Raw genomic sequence first — 15,094 nt, forward strand, 5'->3', positions numbered from 1 at the left:
ACGAGTGATCGGCGGCGCTTCATTTCGCGCAGTCCTTGCCACTCCAGTAGCAGCGCTCCCGCTTCGCACGAGCGATCTGCGCATCCAATACGTCTTGATTGGCCTTGTGCCGTGCGTCCTCTTCTGCTTCTGCCTGACGTGCAGCGTCTCGACGGTCCAGCAAACGTTCCCGGTCCTGCTGTCGTTCCTCCATTTCATCCAGCTTTGCAGCCACTTCCGACATACCTTTGCGACGTTCAGCGCGTTCCGCCTTGGCTATTGCAGCCTCGTTCTCTTCGCCATCGCGGATGCCGCGAATCTCCTGCTTGACCTGTTCATCACATGCGGCAAATTCGGCCTTGGGTATGCCGGTCCACATCGTCCAGTTTGCGCTGGCTTCAAGGTAACACGTGGAGCCGACCCGGTTAGGGTTCGCTTTGTACTTCTTTATCTCCTGCACGTAGTTGTTGCCCAATGATGCGATGGCCTGCGCTTCGCGGTCCTGTCGAATCTTTTCTCTTGCATCGTCCAGCAATCCAGCGTTGCAAAGAAGCGGTAGGGATGCCAGAACTGCGGCCGTGGCGTGTTTCAGGAATGTCATTGCAATTTCCAAGTGGTAATGAAATGGCAATACTACCGATACGGTAGTGTAAGCGCAAGTGGAAATCCGCAACATCGTTGTCTTTGAACCTTGGAAGATACGGATGTCAGTGATCGGCAAGCGACTGAAAGCTGCGCGGCTTGGAACCGGCTTGTCGCAGGAGCAGCTTGGACTTCAGGCTGGGCTAGAGGTCGAAAGCGCCAGCACCCGTATGAACCGCTATGAGCGTGGTGTGCGGGTTCCATCGGTCGAGTTGCTAGAGCGTATCGGTAAGGTTCTGGACCTGCCTGTAGCGTACTTTTTTGCTTTTGATGATGACGAAGCAGCGCTGCTCACGGCGTATCACCGGCTTACTGAGGATGACAAGCAAGCGGTGCTGGCCTTTGCAATGACGAAGGCCACGTAAGCCGGCAGGACACGATTGTTGCTCGAAGTGCTATCATGGCATAAGGACATTGGCCTTCTATAGCTAGGGTAGGGGATTCCAAAATGACGCACGTTACTATCTTCCGTTTCGAGGTCTATGACGCTCACACGGATTGCATGGTCAAATCCCGGCGCTGGGGAATACGTGAAGCGGTGGAGCAAATCGCTCATGGAGTAGTGATTGAATCATCTGCGACCGAAGTGCCACGCTCCGCTCTGATGAGTGATATCCCCGGCCTTTCAGAAATCGGCTTCGATCCATCACAATTACGGCCAGCTACCTTTCAGCGCATGGTGAAGATGTAGTGTGCGGACTATTTGCTTGATTGCCGAACCAGCGCTGCTGGCAAATATGGTCATCGCGTTAACCCGGTATCGGCTGGGCCAGTTCCTGGCCCTCGTTGGACACTGGCCCCACGGCCTTGCTAACTTTGTACCAGTCGAACCACTCTGGGCCGAAGCTGCTGGTCCGGGCAAGCTGTTCCGCCATCTCTGGCGGGGTAGCTGGGTCCATCCAGATAGCAGCATCCGCAGCAGTGCATACCACCGGCCTGCGGTCATGCACGTCCACCATCCCTCCCACAGCGTCAACGTAACGAACGAGACAGGCAAGGCTCTGCCTACCTTATGGGATGCTGTGTGCGTCGGCAAAGGTCCGTGCGACGAGCTATGGCGAGGCTACCAGAAGACGAAACTGCCGCATGGGCTGGGGTACGCGACGGTCATCCAAGAGTGGTATGTGGAACACGTCGAGATGCGACCGCCAAGAGACCAAGGATGACTGAAACAGCACCGATACCGATATCTTGCACGATGTACCGGACTGAGGCAGGACTTCGTCTACGGCTTTGGTTGACTGCTTTACAATGACCTGCGCGCCGTGGTTACGGCATTGATAGAGCGGGGGAGTTCATGTTGACGTTGATCGAACAGGTCGAGATGTTTCAAAACCTGACTGTGGCAATCGCCACTGGTGGCGGTGCCGAGGGAGGTGACTACATTAAGTTGCGCCAGTTAGTGATGTCGCAGCCGTCGCTTGCGCCACAGGTTCCGTCGTTTGTGAAGACCTGTCGTGATGCTGGTCAATTCTGGCAATTCATCAAACATAAGTTCCCGACGTATGCGGAACGTCGTCAGTTTCTGTGGGATTCGTTCCGCCCAATGCTTGACGCGCTGGAAGGTGTTGGTGCAGCGCCGTCTGACTCGGCTGTTACGTCCGCGATCAAGAAGTTTGACGCTGACCATATACAAACTGCTTGGCACAAGGCACTAGAGCGTCGATCAACTGACCCGGAAGGTGCCATTACGATGGCCCGGACGCTGTTGGAATCAGTCTGCAAGCACATCCTTGACGCCAGCGGCACGTCCTACGAGGATTCGCCGGACATGAATAAGCTGTACCGGCAAACCGCTGAACGCTTAAACATAGCGCCATCGCAGCACAGCGAGTCGGTGTTCAAGCAAATACTTGGTGGCTGTACTGCGGTCGTAGAGGGGCTAGGGGCGTTGCGCAATCGGTTGGGAGATTCTCACGGCAAGGGGAAGGCAGCAGTAAAGCCAGCACCCCGGCATGCTGAGTTGGCGGTGAACATGGCTGGGGCCACCGCGATGTTCTTGTTGGCTACTTGGCAGTCACGTAGTGAGGCGATAAAGGCGGAGTAAAGTCTCCGACGCATCCGGCATAGCGGCTTGCAGATCATAGCTCTACGACATCGCCATGCGGATAGCCTGCTTACGCGGGAAGTTGTAAATCTTCTGCTCACGTTTTGCACCGTTCACGGTGTAAAAAGCCGTTCGCAAAAATTCGGGAGCCGCTTTTTCGCCCAGTACGGTAGGTACTTTAACCATTAAGTGATCGCGGCGCAGGATTGATTCTCCCGGCTTAGAGATGTGGTTGATGTAGTCAACGATGTCCAGCGAGGACATGGTTTGCACATCAGAGTCGTTTGCCACGATGCGCAGTGCCGGGATGCTGAGGAGGATAGTTTATTTCCAGATCGACACATATCTTCCACCGGCTTACACTAGCCGTATCAACATTGCCTTGAAAGATTCCAATGCCACTGATTTATCATTATTGCGATGCCAACGCTCTTTTAAACATCGTCAAGAACCAAAAAATTTGGCTTTCTTCGTTAGGCGCTATGAATGATACGGCCGAGATTAAGTTTTTCAGGGATGATCTTCTAACGGAGATAAATACGGAACTAGAAAGACTAGGCGTGGATCAACAGATTATCGACGACCTTCATAAACATATTGAAACTTATCAGTTTTACGCGGCGTGTTTCTCTACTGAAAAGGATGACTTATATCAGTGGCAGTCTTACGGCGATAGAGGACAAGGCTTCGCGCTGGGATTTAACCCCGATATGCTTCATGAGCAATCCTTGCGGCCTGCATACCAAGTAAAGATCGAGGACAAGACTGTATTCAGCGGCGCGGCGCTAAGCGCAGAGCGCGGTAGCTTGGTACTGGCCCCGGTTGTGTACGCATCGAAAGATAAGGCGAGGGAATGGGCTAAGCAGATAGCCAAAGTGACTGAAAGTGAAATGCAGCGGCCCTCTCACGGTCAAATGTGGGAAGACTTCGTTAGATTGGTTCATATTGTGTCGCAAGTTTTGAAGAGTGATTACTTCAAAGCTGAGAATGAGCACCGATTGATTTATGTACCAGTCGTTAATTACGATTCGGTAAACTCCAACATCACCGTCAAAGGCGTATTAGATAAACGTGAATGGAGGAATGGGCGTTATGGACTTACTCCCTATTTTGAATTCAAATATCAGAAGCAGTCGCTTTGGGAAATTGTTACCGGCCCTTGCTGCAAAGAGAAAGACGCAGCGAACCTCCTTGAGTTTTTGAGAAGTTATGAACTTGGTGATGTTAAGATCACTGCGTCCAAGACCACGTTGAGATAGCGTAGCCTGAAAAACCTACAAAAAAATTTCAGAACTCGGACTCGATAGAGGGCCAGGAATCGAAGGGGCGGAAAAGTCGGGAGACTAGTGGGTTGGCTGAGCAGGCCGATGGGGCTGGATAACAGCGCTGTGCCGGTCGGGGAAATATCTGTCGGCGCTTGCTGGCGCTGGTCAGCAGTATTGCACTGCCCACGTAACCCGAAGGCCCGTAGCGGGCCTCCTATCGCGTCCCTACGCTGCCTTGAGAATGGCGTACAGAGTAGCGCGACTGATGCCGTTGTCCTTTGCCAGCTTGGCCTTGTTCACGCCGGACATCGCTGCTTCCTTGCGTACCTTCTCTTGCGTGGCCTTATCCAGCTTGGCAGTGCGCCCCATGTGCTTGCCTGCTGCTCTGGCCTTGGCCTGACCTTCTACGCGACGTTCGTTGATCATCGCCAGTTCAAAGGCAGACACAGCGCCCAGCATGGTCAGTAGCATCTTGTTCATAGGGTTCTCTTTGTCGCCAGTGAAGGTAAGTTGTTCCTTGCTGAACTTGATGGTAACGCCCTTGTCGGTCAACTGTTGCACCAGTGCCAGCAGATCGGCAGTGTTGCGGGCCAGTCGGCTAATCTCATGCACCACGACGGTATCACCCTCGCGTACGTGCGACAGCATCGCTTGCAGGGCAGGACGGTTGGTGTCACCGCCGCTGCACTTGTCCGTGAACACCTTGTCCAGCGTCACACCGTCCAACTGGCGCACTGTGTTCTGACCTACCGAGCTAACCCGTACATAACCTACCGTCTGACCCTTGCTCATACATGCTCCGTGTGTGAATGTGTATGAGAAGTCTATAGAGCTTCATGGAATGTGTCAAGAAACACCTCGTTGCATACTTGTTGGACACGGTGATATGCGGGTTTGCAGGGCGATAGAGGTAGTGCGTGGAAAGTATGCCTTGTTGGACAGCGCTCTGCTCTGCACAGACTGGCAGGAAAGGCAAGCGCTCAGGTTCACTGCGATGGTAGGTGCTACGTGGGTCGGGCCTGCGCTATTGCTGCACTGGGCAGGTCGGTCATACAGTCGGCCTGTCATCAACCCGGTGACGTAGACAAGGAGGAATCATGAGTCTGGATGAACTGTCCAAGCTGGCTGAACAAGTGCGGCCTATCCTGATAGTCGTGCTGCTGACAGTGCAGATCGTGCATACGATACGCTGGCCGTAGAAACGACAAAGGCCGGGACCAACCTGTGAGGGTCAGTTCCGGCCTTGCTGGGTGCTACTGGGTTAGATCGTCGCTACCGGCTGGTAGGCTGGCACAACGAGGTTGCGCAAGTGCTTGACGGCTTCCTTCCACACCCTACGAGCCTTACGGAACTGTTCGCGGGTGGGGCGCTCGTCGCCTTCCAAGTCGCTCAATTCCTGCTTGGTTTGTGCTACGCAACGCTTCGCAATGCGAAGGTCGAAGTATGCTGGGTTGAAAGCCCGTTGTGCCACGAAGTCAGCGAGGTCTTTCACTTCAATCACTTCCAGCGGAACGTCGGGGTACAACATGAACTCATGTGCTGAGTCGAAATCGACAACAGCAATGGCCCCCAGTTCTTGCAGTTGACCGTCATACATGCCGTCAACGATTTCTGGGGCATAAGCAGCATAGGCGTCAATACCAGCGTGAAAGAAAATCGCCGGGGTGTCATCTTCGGGGAACGGGTCTTCGCAGCCAAAGTCCGTCATTACGGTTGCTGGGTCAACAGAGGTAAAGCCCAGATTGGCGAAGATAGTGGCGATAGCAGGGGTGAGGTGTTTACTCATGTTTGATTCTCCTAGTTGGGTTGAAAGCGCCCGTACCGACGTGCTTAGGCCCACAGTGGACTGCGCAAGGTTCAGTTGTGTACGGGGCGTGGGATGGGTACAGCGGTGCCGGGAAGCTGGCAGAAGCAGGCAGGATGAAGCGGGGAGCTACAGGACTGGCAAGCGTCGATACTGCGGTGTTGCTGCATCGATGAAGTCATTCTAAATGACAAGATTGCGTAAAGCAACACCACCATCAAAATAAATCTTGACTTAAGTAGGTAAGTATGTAAGTAAGGTCTCTGTTGGCATATGCAGTGGTCTAGAGTACAAATTTAACTAGATGTAGTGGGTACCATCTTGTGTGTTGATGAGTGCATGCGTGTTGCTGTTGAGCTACACTGGGCGGTGAGCGAGTGAGTGGACTGTCTGTGCATGCCACAAGCCACGTAGTGCTGTGGGTACGCCAAGGGTGTTGAATTGGTCGGCAATCTCACTGAAAGTCATACCCGCTTGTCGCAGTCGCTCGATCACCGGACGGAAGCGTTTAGTGCGGGCTGCGGCAATGGCCTTGACGGCTGCTGCTCCCTTGGCTTGCGCTTCTTTCAGGTTGGTACGATTGCCGAACACTGAGCCTCGCTCCTTGGCTTTCTCAAGCCCGATTTTGATAAGGGTGGCGTGGTTGGTTTCGTCGTCCAAGCTGTGCGCTACCTCGTGATGGCGCTGGCAGAGCGTAACCAGATTGTCAGGGTCATCGCTCCCGCCCAATGAGCGAGGTTTGACGTGGTGCAGGTGCAGGTCAGTAGTTTCATCGCACAACATGCACTTTGATGCGCGCTTTACCTTGCGTACTCGTTTGTTCGTTGCTGCCATTACTGTCCGCCTCCCTGCGCCTTGTCGGCCGAGTGGATGAGTGAGGCGATGATGTCGCTGCCGGTGCGACGCTTGGCCTTGCTAAGCCCGTTCAGAGCGCTCCAAGTGGCAGGCGATAGCATGATGATGCCTCGCTCAAGTGGGCCTGTGTCGCCTTGAATCTCGCGGTGCTGCGGTTGTGGTGGGTGGATTGGGGCGTACTTCTTAAACATTCGACACTCCCTTGCTCACGTACTTGGGCAGGTGTTTGCTTACGATTGCACCATAGCTGGCCTGCGCCTGCGCTTGCTTGTCTACTGGCGCTGCGGCTTTCGGTGCTACTTGTGGCGTGGCCTTCGCCATCGTTGCCCGGTAGGCTGCAATGGTTGCGTCGGCACGAGCGATTACTGTTTTGGTGATGTTCTTCATGTTCAGTCCGGTTGCGAAGCGTGGAAGAAGTCAGCGTCGAGTACGAGGTTTTCAATTACCTTGCTTACGCTGGTGTCGTAGGAGTTGCACAGACGCTGTACGGCCTCCCATGAACTGGCTTTCATGTAAATCTTCCGCTTCGCAAGCACGACCCCTGAATCAAGGTAGGCGGGGCGGGTTGTTGGTCGGTGGTATTGCTCAGGCGCACCTTGCGCGCCAAGGTCTAATTTCATCTTCGATTCCTTTATGTTTGGCCTGCACGCAGACGTGACAATCCAGCCGGATTGACGGGAGCGGCTGCGGCAGGTGGTTGATTGGTGATGCAGTGGGCAGGACGCCCAGGAGTGCCCGAAGGCGGTAGAAGCGGAGCTTAAATTTTCTTTTGTTGTTCTTTGAGCTTGCGAATGACCTTCTCTTGGTCTGCAATCTGCACATCAAACGCAGCCTTGCGATTTTGGCGCTCGATGGCTTCAGCGGTGTGAAGTGCTGCCTTCGCGGCGTCCCGCTGGCTTGCTGCCTCGGCCAGATCGGTGTACAGCTTGATGGTTGCTTCCGCAGCATTAACGGCATGCTGATCGGGTGCGCCAAGTGTGAGATTGATCGATGCTTGGCCGTTTAAGTAGGTGGTAGGCGGTTCGCCTGTGAACACGTAACCCTGACGGATCAGGGCTGCGGCCTGAGGGAAGGCAATGCTGCTGTGTTCGTTAATGGTAACTGTGGAAGGTTTTGTTGATACGGTCATTTATGTTTCCTTATAGCGTTAAACGGTTGTGTTGCGAATGAAGTCTGATACCCGGCGACGGTTCCAAGGCAACCCCGTGGGAGTCAGATAACCGGCTGTGGTCAGGTGATTAGCGATAGCGCGCAGCGATGAGGCTGGGCGTAGCGCCTTGATGGTGCTTGCAACCGCTTCGTAGTAGCGGTCGTTGTTAAGTTTTCCGCCAAATACGGGCGGTGCATGTAGCGTAGACATAGCTGTAGCTCCTATGGTGCAGGATTGATCGGATTTGTTCTGGGGGGGGGCTTCAGGTCGTATCGGATGACTTCGTACTTCATCCGACAGGTACCGCTATTATTGCACTAGGAAGCGGTTTTGTCAAGTAAGGATCATGCTTTCACGATTCTGTCAAGTGCTATTTGATCCCATCTGGATCGCACCTAAAACTCTTACTTTTCGGGGGCAGTCAAACCGATCAAACTGTGTACCCATGACGAGGGAATGCGGTTCTGGCTGTGTCTTAGTGATAAAATAGACAATGTTACTTCTGAAAAATTGAGTTTGGCGACAGTTGGTAAGCAGGCATGCTTGTTAAGCAATACCAGTGTTGACGCCGACCCGCGAAAGTCGTCACCTCGCACGTCAACTGCTTACTTATTGAGCAAGCGAAGCTGGACTACTCCGAATGGCACCGTCCAAGGTCTTGCACAGGATAAGTTAGTGTGCTACCCTCCCAATTCCGTTAGGAGCTATCTTACTTGACAAAGTAGGGTTGCTCATGGTAAACTCCAACCCGGAACGAGCGCAGCGAGTGTAGGGTATACTTATGTTATATAACTTATTTATAAGTTGTACTACATAAGGTATAACTCTTAGTTATTTAAGAGAGTAGTAGAGTGTAGTTGTATAAGAACTTAGTTATTTCTTTTTGGTTGTATGTGTAGTTAGTTGTTTGGTTGTCGGTTAGTTATAACTAAGCAACACAACATTAGTAGCTACAATAGTCGTACTACTCAAGCGCTATCCCGGCGCAGGTCGCTACCGCTCCCACGCTCCACCATCCCCGGCATTCCTGCCAACCAACACCCCTTCCCATTAAGAACGATTTAGAGGCTCTGTAAGCGATTTTCGTGCCAAAGGCATACGAGGGTAGCCAGTGGGTCGAGAAGTCGTCGCTACGGGGCTGCAAGGTGCCTTCCTGAGCCTTTGATGATTGCGAGCAAGTGTTGATGGTTAGTCGGCGTTTGGTTACCGCCAATTCTGGCAAGAACACAGCGGCGGAAAATTTGGCTGCTGTGAATTTGATTCCCCGAAACTGGGGAAACAAGTTTAAGAGATGCAGGAAATTTTTCCTTCATGTTCAGATCTCGCTTCGGGAAACTCGGAAGCGGTTTTTAATGCTGGGAAGGTGCTGCGAGAAGCGTACAGGGCTGGGTAACCCTGTAGCGGTATGGCGGGGTCAGGCTGTCTGTGCTTCGACTGGAGACTGGAACTTGGTGCGTCTGGTCCCTCTGCCGTTCGGTACTGTCAGCGATCCCCTGTAGACAAAGCCACCACCCGGTCGCTGTAGAAGGTGCTTGACGTTCGCAGCTAAAGCGTTCGCCGTCTCGACATCAGAAATGACTCCTACCTCCCCTTCGTCCCCTCCCAGTCTCAATGCGCCGATCTTGTTCTTGTCCACCACTAGCATGGCCTTGGCTTCGCCGTGCTGGGTCAACAGGTAGCCGTCAGCGATGTCAACCTTGACGCCTAGTCGTTGCAGGTAGGCGTTTGTACGCTTGCGCGTCACCTTGTCGGTGAGATCAAGCTTCGCTTTGAACTGGGACCAGTCCAGCCGATCACCACCGGCTAACTCAGCCGTCAGACGGCCGACTTCCTGCTGCAACTCCCTAATTCGGCCTTCACTCTGAAGCACAAAGCGCTGGAACGTGTCGGATTCCGGGTGCTGGCCTAGCTTCTCAGCCCAGACAACAAGCTTACCCTTCTCTGCCATCAGGCGTCCATCTGCCACAGCCAGTTCACGCGCCAGCTTGTCCGGGTCAGGCTTGACCAGTCCCATTGCGTCCAGTTCCAACAGTGCGGCCATCAGAATGTCTTCGCTCTCGTCCAGTCGCACGTTACGGGAGCCTTTGCACTCGCCGTAACGACGGTTGGCGCACATCAGGTAACGGAACTTCGAGCGCTGGATTATGTGCATAGCGCTACCGCAGACGCCGCAGAACACCAGCTTAGACCACACGTTCACTTCTGCGGTCTGCTTCGTCACCTTACCCACCTTCCGGGCGTTGACGCTGGCCTGCGCAGCGTTAAACGTGTCTTCATCGATCACAGGCGGGAAGTAGTTCGGGATCGGCTCACCGCCATCCTTGGGCGTCAGTTCGCCTATAGCCGCCCGGTTCGTCAGGACCGTCAGGACAGCCGAGGTTCCCCACCGTGCGCCCCTGTTGAACGTCCGGTAGCCTTCAGCGTTAATCCTCTGGGAGATAGCGGTACTGCCATACCCCTCAATACACAGTTCAAAGATGCGCCGGACCGCATCAGCATTCTCGTTCAGGTGGTACTTGCCGTCTTCGCCCAGCGTCAGCCAGTTGCTAACACGCTTGCCGATGTCCTTTCCCGATTCACGCGCTGCTGCAAAACGTTTTGCCCATTCCAGCTTGCCAAGGTCGCTCTTTCGTGCGCTCTCCCTGTGTGCGTTATCCATGTGCAGGATGGCTTGTAGCAAGTCCAGCGCAGAACTGTTGTGGTCAAAGCGCATTTCATGCGGTCGCAGCGTCACTACCACGATGCCAAGATGTTTTACCAAGCGTTGCAGCAAGCCTGAAGCATCCCACGCATTCATGCGGGTGAGCCGGTCAAGGTTCTCAAGGATCAGGTAACTACCGCGCTCGATGTCGCCCCGCTCTACGTGGGAAATGAACCGTGAAAGCGCACCGGAAGCTAGATTGTCACCGTGGAAGCCGGATACAGCCTCGTCAGCGAACACGTCGTTGGACAGTTCGACGTTGTTATCGGCACACCACTTACGCGCAAGCGTCTGCTGACGGTCAATCGAAGTACCGTGCCTCTGCGCGTCACTGGAAAAACGGGAGTAAGAGTAAGCTTTTGTCATAGTCAGCATGATAGCATTAGAAGCGACGCATACGACCACCACCCGTACTTGTGCTGCAAACCTTTGAGCGGCGCATCGTTCACGCGCGGTACGTTGTGCGTCATCTGTCCGGCCGGATGGGGATTCATGCGCAGCCGGATGCGCCGCACCAGCTCCACCAGCGCCGGCTGATCGGCCTTACCCAGCACCAGCTCCTTCAGCCGCGCGTAGTCGTCCGGCGCCAGCATGTCCCGGTGCGGAAAGGTCAAGCGGTAAATTGGATCGTCGGGAATATTGTTCCAGTCGATCAGATGATCGAGCACATACTCGTTGGTGCGAAACGGCAGCACATGCGACACCACCTGCACCGCCTCCTGCAAATCGGGCGGTATCCACTCCCACTGCCGCGCGTGCGAAATGGTCTGGCGAATAAACGGTTTGAATTTGGGCGTATCCATCACGAAGTCCTGTGTTGAGGGTCGGAAGCACCATGCTAGGCCGCGCGCCACTACTCAGTCTTGCGGCATCGCAATTCTTTAAATTTCCTGACGGTTACAGTTGATGGCGTCAACCACCCGACTGGAGATTGCTCATGAAACCCTTCATCAGTATTGTGCTGGCGGGCCTGGCGCTGTCCGCGCAGGCCGCAGAGCCAACCGAAAAAGACGCCATCGCCATGGCGGAAAAAGGCGCGGCCTTCATCAAGGCCAACGGCCAGGACGCCTTCCTCAAAAAGATCGCCGCCAAGGACCCCGACTACCTGCAAGGCTCGCTGTATGTCGACGTGCGCGACATCAAGACCGGCATCGTGCTGGCGCACCCGGTCAACCCGTCCATTGTCGGCAAGGACCTGACCGACATCCCCGACGCCAGCGGCAAGAAGTACCGCCGCGAGATCATCGACCTGGCCGCCAAAAAAGGCCACGGCTGGGTGGACTACCAATACAAAAACCCCACCACCGGCAAGATCGAGCCCAAGACCACCTACATCCTGCGCGTCGGCGACGTCGTGCTGGAAGCGGGCATTTACAAGAAATAGCACCGTTACCCCGGGCACACCGGGGTCTGACCCCGAACGGGGTCAGACCCCATCGCCGGCGGGGTTGAAGGGAGAACACCATGCTGAACAAACTGCGTATCGGACCCAAACTGCTGCTGGCACCGATGCTGGTGCTGGTACTGCTGATCACCACCGCCGGCGCGGCCTATGTCGGCATGGTGCGCCAGAACGCCTCGCTGGAAAACCTGGTGCAGGTGCGCGCCGCCCGCCTCAAGACCGCCGCCGACGTCTCCGGCGAAGCGCGCTACGCCCACGCCCATATCTACCAGTTGCTGGCGTGGGTCAACGGCAGCTTCGCCCAGGCGCGGCTGGACGCGCTGTCGCGCGATATCAAGGCGCGCCACACCGCCATCGACGCGCTGCTGCGCCAGCTCGACGCCGACGCCACCGGCGACGCCGAACGCAAGATCGCCGCCCAATCGCTGCAAGCGTTGGCGGCCTACCGCAAGGCCGTGCTGGAAACGATGGACATGGCGCAGATGGACCAGAGCATCGCCACCAACTCGATGGCCATCGCCGAAAAACAATTCCTGCTGCTGAACGATCAGCTGGCGCAGCTCTCGGCGCTGGAAAAACAGCTCAGCGAAGCCGCCCACACGCAGGCCAAGGCCGACTTCCGCACGCTCAACGCCACCATGGCCATCATGGTCCTGCTGTCGATTGCGCTATCGATCGGCGTGACGATGGCGGTGCGTGGCGCCATGCTGCGCGACATCCGCGCCATCGCCGACGTGGTGATCGCGCTGGCCGCCGGCCGCCTCGCCGCGGGCCGCAGCCCCCAGGGCCGCGACGAAATCGCCGACACCGCGCGCATGCTGGACCAGACCATGGCCAACCTGACGCAAACCCTCACCACCATTCTCGGCGCGGTGCGCTCGATCGACACCGCCGCGCGCGAAATCGCCACCGGCAACCTGGACCTGTCGACCCGCACCGAAATGCAAGCCAGCTCGCTGGAACAAACCGCCAGCGCCATGAACAGCCTGACACAAGCCGTGCAGGCCAACGCCGCCAATGCGCGCCAGGCCTGCCAGCTGGCGGCCGGCGCCAGCGACCTGGCGCAGCACGGCGGCGCCGCGATGGAAGACGCCGTACACACCATGGCCTCCATCCGCGCCAGCTCGCGCCAGATCGTCGACATCATCGCCGTCATCGACGGCATCTCGTTCCAGACCAATATCCTGGCGCTTAACGCCGCCGTCGAAGCGGCGCGCGCCGGCGAGCAGGGACGAGGCTTTGCCGTCGTCGCCGCCGAAGTGCGCACGCTGGCGCAGCGCTCGGCCGCCGCCGCCAAGGAAATCAAGACGCTGATCGCCGCCTCGGTGGCCACCATCGACAGCGGCAGCGCCTCGGTGCAGCAGGCCGGCGAACGGATGGGCGGCATCGTCGCCGCCGTGCAGCAGGTCAACGACATCATCGCCCGCATCAGCGCCGCCAGCGCCGAACAGGCGCAGGGCATCGCCGAAGTCAATCAGGCGGTCGGTCAGATGGATGATGTGACGCAGCAGAACGCCGCGCTGGTGGAACAAGCCGCCGCCGCTGCCGCCAGCCTGCAGGACCAGGCCGGCCATCTGTCGCAGGCGGTGTCGGTGTTCAAATTAGAGAACAACTCAAACGCGCCGCAGGGGCTTGCTCAAAAACCGCGAATCGGCTTCGACGAAGCGCCACGGCAAGTCCACCGCTTTGGAAATGCCGATGCGCGGGCCGGCTAGCACCTCGACCTCGCGGTCGCGCGGCAGCAGCAGGAACGGCGGCGCGTCCAGCGGCAGGTTGTTATGCGCGCGCGACACGCCCTGCGCCTGACACAGGCGTCCCGGCCCGAGCACAGCAAGCGCACATCATCGAGCTTGCGCCGCGCGCGCATCAGCGCCAGCCCTTCGGCCTCGTCCAACGGCTCCAGCGCCCGCAGCAGCACCCCGGCGCCGTGCCCGGGCTCGCGGCAGACAAAATTCAGACACCAGTGGATGCCGTGCGACTGGTATACATAGCTGCGCCCCGGCGGCCCGAACATGGCGAAATTGCGCGGCGTCTCGCCGCCGTAGCAATGCGAGGCCGGCTCTTCGCGATCGTACGCCTCGGTCTCCACAATGCGGCCGCCGACGCCGTTAAACAGCAGCGTCACGCCGATCAGCTGGGGCGCCACCACATGCGACGGCGCGTCGAAATCTATGCCTGCCAGATTGGTTATCATGCGTCTATTGTAAACACCAATCTGAACTGTTCGCCCACACAATTGGTGACAAATCATTATCAAATCCAGCTAATCCACGACAAAATACGGCCCATTAGTCAGAATTTCATCGCAAATTCGCGCAATCGCCCCCCGCTTGCGGCGATAATCGAGGGTAAGATTGCCTTTTGCCCTGAAGACCCCAATGACGACAGTTGCTGCCCCAGCCTTGCCAACAGAAAACGCGGTGGAAGACGCGCTGATGCGCTCCATCCGGATTCCGCCCCGGCCGAGCCTGCTCGTCGACCTGCAGCGTGAACTGGCCGCGCCCGATCCGTCGCCGCGCCAGATCGCCCGCATCATCGCCAACGACGTCGGCATGTCCGGCGCGCTGCTGAAACTGGCCAACTCGCCGTTCTTCGGCGCCGCGCGCAAGGCCAAGTCGGTCGAGCAGGCGATCAACTTCCTCGGCATTAACCAGTGCGCGGCGCTGCTGACCGGGCTGCTGGCGCGCCAGGCCATCGACGGCAACGACGCCAACCTCAGCGAATTCTGGGAAATCTCGGCGCGCCGCGCCCAGGCGCTGGTGTTCACTTCGCGCAAGCTGCGCGTGGCGCCGCCCGACATCGCCCACACCTTCGGCCTGTTCTGCGACATCGGCGTGCCGCTGCTGATGAACCGCTTCGCCGACTACACCGACACCTACGAGCGCGCCTGCAACGACCCGCACGGCGTGTTCACCGCCATCGAGGACGAGCGCTACAGCACCAACCATGCCGCCATCGGCTGCCTGCTGGCGCGCAACTGGGGCCTGTCGCCGGATGTCTCCTGGGCCATCCTGCACCACCACGATTACCGCGTGCTGGACGACGCCGCCACCGACGACGCCATCCGCTCGCTGGTGGCGCTGTCGCTGCTGGCCGAAAAAGGCATCCAGCGCCTGCATAACCACAGCACCTCGTACGAGTGGGAAAAGGGCGGCGACAGCGCCTGCCGCCACCTCGGCCTGACCGAGGATGAAACCGAAGATCTGCTCGATGAGCTGAACGAAACCTTCCACACCGAACGCTAACAGA

The 15,094-nt window shown here is 56.9% G+C and carries 17 protein-coding genes and 2 pseudogenes; 7 read left to right on the forward strand and 12 right to left on the reverse strand.

The annotated features are described in order from the left end of the window. Nucleotides 1–19: 19 nt before the first annotated feature. Nucleotides 20–580, reverse strand: coding sequence for a hypothetical protein (locus tag HH213_RS07165; RefSeq protein ID WP_169111730.1), 561 nt, complete (start codon nucleotides 578–580; stop codon nucleotides 20–22). Nucleotides 581–638: 58 nt separating this feature from the next. Here HH213_RS07165 and HH213_RS07170 point away from each other — a divergent pair, with 58 nt between their 5' ends. Both HH213_RS07170 and HH213_RS07175 read left to right on the forward strand, forming a co-directional pair. Further along, nucleotides 639–986: a helix-turn-helix domain-containing protein gene (locus HH213_RS07170; RefSeq protein WP_229263343.1), complete on the forward strand. Its 348-nt coding sequence runs from the start codon at nucleotides 639–641 to the stop codon at nucleotides 984–986. 83 nt (nucleotides 987–1,069) lie between these two features. Then, nucleotides 1,070–1,312 (forward strand): hypothetical protein, encoded by a 243-nt coding sequence (locus HH213_RS07175; RefSeq protein WP_169111732.1) that lies wholly within the window; start codon nucleotides 1,070–1,072, stop codon nucleotides 1,310–1,312. Between the two features lie 58 nt (nucleotides 1,313–1,370). Here HH213_RS07175 and HH213_RS07180 read toward each other — a convergent pair whose 3' ends face one another. After that, nucleotides 1,371–1,580, reverse strand: a complete 210-nt coding sequence (locus HH213_RS07180) for an SOS response-associated peptidase family protein (RefSeq protein WP_169115023.1) — start codon at nucleotides 1,578–1,580, stop codon at nucleotides 1,371–1,373. A 338-nt stretch (nucleotides 1,581–1,918) separates the two neighbouring features. Between HH213_RS07180 and HH213_RS07185 the strand changes: the two genes are divergently transcribed. Then, nucleotides 1,919–2,668: an abortive infection family protein gene (locus tag HH213_RS07185; protein ID WP_169111734.1), complete on the forward strand. Its 750-nt coding sequence runs from the start codon at nucleotides 1,919–1,921 to the stop codon at nucleotides 2,666–2,668. A 42-nt stretch (nucleotides 2,669–2,710) separates the two neighbouring features. Here HH213_RS07185 and HH213_RS07190 read toward each other — a convergent pair whose 3' ends face one another. Further along, nucleotides 2,711–2,932: a hypothetical protein gene (locus HH213_RS07190; RefSeq protein ID WP_169111736.1), complete on the reverse strand. Its 222-nt coding sequence runs from the start codon at nucleotides 2,930–2,932 to the stop codon at nucleotides 2,711–2,713. Between the two features lie 131 nt (nucleotides 2,933–3,063). Between HH213_RS07190 and HH213_RS07195 the strand changes: the two genes are divergently transcribed. Beyond that, nucleotides 3,064–3,927, forward strand: a complete 864-nt coding sequence (locus HH213_RS07195) for a DUF2971 domain-containing protein (protein ID WP_169111738.1) — start codon at nucleotides 3,064–3,066, stop codon at nucleotides 3,925–3,927. A 231-nt stretch (nucleotides 3,928–4,158) separates the two neighbouring features. Here the strand turns inward: HH213_RS07195 and HH213_RS07200 are convergent, their stop codons facing one another. The 8 genes and pseudogenes from HH213_RS07200 to HH213_RS07235 form a co-directional block, all read right to left on the reverse strand. Continuing rightward, complete coding sequence (locus tag HH213_RS07200; protein ID WP_443093325.1) at nucleotides 4,159–4,668, reverse strand: recombinase family protein; 510 nt, start codon at nucleotides 4,666–4,668, stop codon at nucleotides 4,159–4,161. 526 nt (nucleotides 4,669–5,194) lie between these two features. After that, nucleotides 5,195–5,719, reverse strand: coding sequence for a hypothetical protein (locus tag HH213_RS07205; protein WP_169111742.1), 525 nt, complete (start codon nucleotides 5,717–5,719; stop codon nucleotides 5,195–5,197). Between the two features lie 375 nt (nucleotides 5,720–6,094). Beyond that, complete coding sequence (locus HH213_RS07210; RefSeq protein WP_169111744.1) at nucleotides 6,095–6,571, reverse strand: HNH endonuclease; 477 nt, start codon at nucleotides 6,569–6,571, stop codon at nucleotides 6,095–6,097. A gap of 204 nt (nucleotides 6,572–6,775) precedes the next feature. Then, entirely contained in the window at nucleotides 6,776–6,979 is a 204-nt protein-coding gene (locus HH213_RS07215) for a hypothetical protein (RefSeq protein ID WP_169111746.1), read from the reverse strand. A 2-nt stretch (nucleotides 6,980–6,981) separates the two neighbouring features. After that, entirely contained in the window at nucleotides 6,982–7,212 is a 231-nt protein-coding gene (locus HH213_RS07220) for a hypothetical protein (protein ID WP_169111748.1), read from the reverse strand. Between the two features lie 137 nt (nucleotides 7,213–7,349). Continuing rightward, nucleotides 7,350–7,721 carry a hypothetical protein gene (locus HH213_RS07225; RefSeq protein ID WP_169111749.1) on the reverse strand — a complete coding sequence of 124 codons (372 nt, stop codon included), beginning with the start codon at nucleotides 7,719–7,721 and terminating at the stop codon, nucleotides 7,350–7,352. 1,435 nt (nucleotides 7,722–9,156) lie between these two features. Beyond that, nucleotides 9,157–10,818 carry a recombinase family protein gene (locus HH213_RS07230; RefSeq protein WP_169111751.1) on the reverse strand — a complete coding sequence of 554 codons (1,662 nt, stop codon included), beginning with the start codon at nucleotides 10,816–10,818 and terminating at the stop codon, nucleotides 9,157–9,159. A gap of 35 nt (nucleotides 10,819–10,853) precedes the next feature. Then, nucleotides 10,854–11,246, reverse strand: a pseudogene (locus HH213_RS07235) (lysine 2,3-aminomutase); the annotation flags it as partial. A gap of 134 nt (nucleotides 11,247–11,380) precedes the next feature. On the opposite strand from HH213_RS07235, the gene HH213_RS07240 reads away from it, so the two are divergent. Together HH213_RS07240 and HH213_RS07245 are read left to right on the forward strand one after the other, a co-directional pair. Continuing rightward, nucleotides 11,381–11,827: a cache domain-containing protein gene (locus HH213_RS07240; RefSeq protein ID WP_110845264.1), complete on the forward strand. Its 447-nt coding sequence runs from the start codon at nucleotides 11,381–11,383 to the stop codon at nucleotides 11,825–11,827. An 80-nt stretch (nucleotides 11,828–11,907) separates the two neighbouring features. Further along, nucleotides 11,908–13,560 carry a methyl-accepting chemotaxis protein gene (locus tag HH213_RS07245; protein ID WP_169111753.1) on the forward strand — a complete coding sequence of 551 codons (1,653 nt, stop codon included), beginning with the start codon at nucleotides 11,908–11,910 and terminating at the stop codon, nucleotides 13,558–13,560. On the opposite strand, the pseudogene HH213_RS07250 reads toward HH213_RS07245, so the two are convergent. Further along, nucleotides 13,459–14,039, reverse strand: a pseudogene (locus HH213_RS07250) (DNA-3-methyladenine glycosylase). The gene HH213_RS07245 and the pseudogene HH213_RS07250 sit on opposite strands and share 102 nt — an antisense overlap. A gap of 184 nt (nucleotides 14,040–14,223) precedes the next feature. Here HH213_RS07250 and HH213_RS07255 point away from each other — a divergent pair. Beyond that, a complete protein-coding gene (locus tag HH213_RS07255) occupies nucleotides 14,224–15,090 on the forward strand; it encodes an HDOD domain-containing protein (protein WP_169111755.1) in 867 nt (288 codons plus the stop codon). Nucleotides 15,091–15,094: the final 4 nt, after the last annotated feature.

Origin of the sequence: Duganella dendranthematis (assembly GCF_012849375.1) — a bacterium.
In the GTDB taxonomy this organism is placed as follows: Bacteria; Pseudomonadota; Gammaproteobacteria; order Burkholderiales; family Burkholderiaceae_D; genus Rugamonas; species Rugamonas dendranthematis.